The sequence below is a fragment of the Microbacterium paulum genome (assembly GCF_015707995.1).
In the GTDB taxonomy this organism is placed as follows: Bacteria; Actinomycetota; Actinomycetes; order Actinomycetales; family Microbacteriaceae; genus Microbacterium; species Microbacterium paulum.
The window spans coordinates 1-4,432 of the sequence record NZ_JAAGRY010000108.1; the positions used below are offsets into that span (position 1 = coordinate 1).

Here is a 4,432-nt window from a genome sequence, read left to right on the forward strand (position 1 = left end):
GATCTCGGCGGCACGGCGCGCCGCGCGTTCGCGGCGTCGCTCACCGAGCACGCCCGGGAGGGCCACGACCGAGCGGACAGCCTCGGCGACGCGGCCCGCCCACTCTCCGTCGGTGAACCGCGCCAGCCACGATTCGGCCAGGGCCGGCTCGCTGGCGCGTCGGAGCGAGGTCGCGCGTCGCGGGAGCGTCGACTCGAGCTCAGCCGACGCAGGTGCGAGCGCGAGCGGTTCGGGCGCCGCGACGGCGAAGAGGGCCTCTTCGCACGCGACCACCTCAGCCGTGTGCAGCCTCGCGCTCCCGACGAGCCGCCGAGCGTCGTCGAGGGCGTCGGCGAGCTCCTCCCCCAGACGGCGGCCGCCGTAGGGCGACGGTGCACCGCGCATGCCCTCGGCGAGATCGGTCAGCAGGTCGACGGCCTCGTCGGCCCAGGGCTGGTCCCCCGCGGCCGCGAGGACGGGGCGGCCCGTGGCATCCACCCACCACGTGCCGGCCTCGAGGCCCATGCGCCGCGCCTCTTCGGCGGCGCGCAGCACGCTCACCGCGACCGTCACCACCTCACCCGGCCGGTATTCCGCCCGCGCGCCCGCCGCCACGCTCCACGCCGACAAGCGCTCCGGGCAGTGGATCATCACCGCGGCGTGCCCGCCCGGTGTGCGCGAGAGGTCCCACGGCGCGAGGATGTGCCCGTCGAGTGCGCACCGCCACAGTGCCGCGGGCACGAGATCGGCGTCGACGTGCACGGTCTGCGGATCGCCCGCGTGCAGCGTGCCGGGGTAGGGCGCCTCGTCGGCGCGGAGGCGACGGAGCGCGGCGGGCGGGTCGAGGAGGTCGGCGGGGGCGTTCGCGGGCATGACCCGAGTGTCGCGCGGGGGCACCCGACACATGGCGCCCGGTGGCCGGCTTGTGGACAGATCCGCCGATCGGTGCGCTGGGGAGGAGGCGACGCGGAGGCATCGTCGGATGAGAACAAGCGCGGCCCGCAAAGGTAGGCTGTCACCATGTCATCCCGCAGTACCGCGCCCGAGAAGCGCCCCGGATTCTTCGCGCAGCTGCGCTCGCTGTTCACCTTCACGCAGGCCGAGTTCTCGTGGCTCGGCTGGGCCCTCGGCGGCATCGTCGTGCTGGGCATCGCGATCGGCGTGCTCATCGGCTTCCTCGTGCCCCCGGTCGCCGTGTGGAGCGTGATCCTCTGGGGCCTCACCGGCTTGATGTTCGGCATCCTCGGCGCGATGGTGCTCCTCACGCGACTGTCGACGCGTGCGATGTACAAGAAGCTCGACGGTATGCCGGGCGCCTCGGGCCACGTGTTGTCGACCTCGCTCGGGCGCAACTGGGTGGCATCCGACATGCCCGTCGGCGTCAACCCGAAGACGCAAGACGCGGTCTACCGCGTGATCGGGCGGGGCGGCGTCGTCATCGTCGCCGAAGGTTCGCGCGGACGGCTCACCCGGCTCGTCAACGACGAGAAGATGAAGGTGCAGCGCGTCGCCTCGGGCGTTCCGGTGCAGGTGATCTACGTCGGCCACGGCGAGGGCGATGTGCCGATCTCGAAGCTCTCGTCGACGATCAAGTCGCTGCCGAAGAAGGTCGACCGCACCACGATGGCCGCCGTCGTCAAGCGCGTCGACTCGGTGTCGCAGTCGGTGACGTCGCTGCCGATCCCCAAGGGAATCGACCCGATGCGCGCCCGCGCGCCTCGCCCGCGCTGATCCACCCCCGGCTACGCCGGTAGATCGCGCGGTGTGTGACCGCGTTGCTCAGCCGCGCAGCAGCACGGTGCCGGCGGCCTTGTCGTGCAAGCCCCGCTGATCGGCGTCCCAGATGACCGCCGGAATCACGAGGCACAAGAGCACCGTGCGAACGATCGGTCGCCAGAGGCCCACCCAGCCGCCGCCCGCGAGCTGCAGGCGCAGTCCGAGCAGGCGGTGCCCGGGGCTGCCACCGAGGGTCGGTAGGAACAGGATCTGCACGATCGAGAACACCACGGTCGTGGCGAGCGCGTCGTAGGAGAAGAACGCGATGGAGATGACGACGGCGCACGCCCAGTCGATCGCGAGGGCCGCGATCCGCCGCCCGGGTCGGGCGATGCTGCCGGTACCCGTCTCGGGCAGACCCAGACGTTCGCCCGGATAGGAGTTCTCGGCCATGGCATCCGTCACGTCATCGAGCCTACTCGGCGGCTCGTAACATCCTCGAAACACGGGGGATACTGGGGAGCAACCCTCCCCCGCTAGCGTGAGCGCGAGCCCGATCCCGTCAGGCTCGGTTCCGCACCCGATCTTGGAGACTCCATGTTCAAAGATTCATCCGAGGTGCTGAAGTTCATCAAGGACGAGGACGTCAAGTTCCTCGACATCCGTTTCACGGATCTGCCTGGTGTGCAGCAGCACTTCAACATCCCCGCCTCGACCGTCGACGAGGAGTTCTTCACGGTCGGCCAGCTCTTCGACGGCTCGTCGATCCGCGGCTTCGCGAACATCCACGAGTCGGACATGCAGCTGATTCCGGATGTCTCCACCGCCTACCTCGACCCGTTCCGCGAGGCGAAGACGCTCATCATGCTCTTCGACATCTACAACCCGCGCAACGGCGAGATCTACGCCAAGGACCCGCGTCAGGTCGCCAAGAAGGCAGAGAAGTACCTCGCCTCGACCGGCATCGCCGACACCGCTTTCTTCGCCCCCGAGGCCGAGTTCTACATCTTCGACGACGTGCGCTACGAGGTCTCGCAGAACGCCTCGTTCTATGCGGTCGACTCTGAAGAGGGCGCATGGAACACGGGCCGCGTCGAAGAGGGCGGCAACCTCGCCAACAAGACCCCGTACAAGGGTGGCTACTTCCCCGTCTCCCCCGTCGACAAGACGGCGGACCTGCGCGACGACATCTCGCTGAAGCTGATCGAGTCGGGCCTCATCCTCGAGCGCGCGCACCACGAGGTCGGCACCGGTGGTCAGCAGGAGATCAACTACCGCTTCGACACGATGGTTCACTCGGCCGATGACATCCTGAAGTTCAAGTACATCGTCAAGAACGTCGCCGAGCAGTGGGGCAAGGTCGCGACCTTCATGCCGAAGCCGCTCTTCGGCGACAACGGCTCGGGTATGCACACCCACCAGTCGCTGTGGCTCGAGGGCAAGCCGCTCTTCTACGACGAGAAGGGCTACGGCGGCCTGTCCGACACGGCGCGCTGGTACATCGGCGGCCTGCTGGCGCACGCCCCCGCCGTGCTCGCGTTCACGAACCCGACGCTGAACTCGTACAAGCGTCTGGTCAAGGGCTACGAGGCCCCGGTCAACCTGGTCTACTCGGCCGGCAACCGCTCGGCCGCGATCCGCATCCCGATCACCGGCTCGAACCCGAAGGCCAAGCGCATCGAGTTCCGCGCGCCGGATGCCTCGGGCAACCCCTACCTCGCCTTCGCGGCGCAGATGATGGCGGGCCTGGACGGCATCAAGAACCGCATCGAGCCGCACGAGCCGGTCGACAAGGACCTCTACGAGTTGCCGCCCGAGGAGGCCAAGAACATCCCGCAGGTGCCGAACTCGCTGCTCGACTCGCTCGAGGCGCTCCGCGCCGATCACGAGTTCCTGCTCGCGGGCGGCGTGTTCACGCCTGAGCTCATCGAGACGTGGATCGAGTACAAGATCGAGAACGAGATCAAGCCGCTCGCCGCGCGCCCGCACCCGTTCGAATACGAGCTGTACTTCGGGGTCTGATTCCGGGAGGCCCTCAGAGCCACACTTCCGGTCTCTGAGCCCAGCAATTTACTGAGCCCCAGGCGGCAATCGCCGTCTGGGGCTCAGTCTATCTCTGGACGTTTACGGACGGCTACGGGGAGTAAACGGACAGGTCTTCGGACAGCGTGGATGCCCGCTTCTGCGCGCGCGAACAACGCGCTGGCTCGACGGTTCGCTGCTACTGCAGCCCACCGACGGGAGCCCGTGTGAGATCAGGCGCGACGGCGTAGCTGACCGCTGGCACCGCAGCCAATCGTTCCGGTGGCAACGCGCCGAATATCAGCTCCAGCGCGAGCCCGACTTCAGCATTGAGAAGCCCCTGCAAGGTGAGCGGCAGCGAAATCGACGCGAGCGCACTGCGCGATTGAACGTTTCGCGCCGAGGCATCCGTCAGTGCGTTAGCGCGAAGCTCTTCAAGGATCCCGTCGAGCACACCCTGCACTTCAGCCGAGACGCCCAACTCTCCTGAGTGGGGCGCGATGAGGTCGGCGATGAGCAACGGCTCACTGGGGACAACAGCCTGCTTTGCAGCATGGGTGTCGGGGATAGCTCCGCCAAACTCCGCTTGCCGGATCAGGTTCTGGGGTCTGCCCCGAGTCTTGTTGATAGTCGGGGTTTGGGGTGATCAGGCCGCTTCTGCGTCCTTGTAGATCATCTCAAACTCGGCGGGGGTGAGTTTGCCGAGGCCGCGCTG

General features: G+C 67.9%; 4 protein-coding genes and 1 pseudogene. 2 read left to right on the forward strand and 3 right to left on the reverse strand.

Going from position 1 to position 4,432, the window contains the following annotated elements:
- Positions 1-852 (reverse strand): annotated as a pseudogene (locus G3N18_RS15510) (hypothetical protein); the annotation flags it as partial.
- Between the two features lie 147 nt (positions 853-999).
- On the opposite strand from G3N18_RS15510, the gene G3N18_RS15515 reads away from it, so the two are divergent.
- A complete protein-coding gene (locus G3N18_RS15515; protein WP_196385152.1) occupies positions 1,000-1,710 on the forward strand; it encodes a DUF4191 domain-containing protein in 711 nt (236 codons plus the stop codon).
- 48 nt (positions 1,711-1,758) lie between these two features.
- Here G3N18_RS15515 and G3N18_RS15520 read toward each other — a convergent pair whose 3' ends face one another.
- Complete coding sequence (locus tag G3N18_RS15520; protein WP_196385155.1) at positions 1,759-2,148, reverse strand: RDD family protein; 390 nt, start codon at positions 2,146-2,148, stop codon at positions 1,759-1,761.
- Positions 2,149-2,292: 144 nt separating this feature from the next.
- Between G3N18_RS15520 and glnA the strand changes: the two genes are divergently transcribed.
- Positions 2,293-3,717 (forward strand): type I glutamate--ammonia ligase, encoded by a 1,425-nt coding sequence (gene glnA, locus G3N18_RS15525; protein WP_196385153.1) that lies wholly within the window; start codon positions 2,293-2,295, stop codon positions 3,715-3,717.
- Positions 3,718-3,916: 199 nt separating this feature from the next.
- Here the strand turns inward: glnA and G3N18_RS15530 are convergent, their stop codons facing one another.
- Positions 3,917-4,237, reverse strand: coding sequence for a hypothetical protein (locus G3N18_RS15530; protein WP_196385154.1), 321 nt, complete (start codon positions 4,235-4,237; stop codon positions 3,917-3,919).
- Between the last annotated feature and the right edge of the window lie 195 nt (positions 4,238-4,432).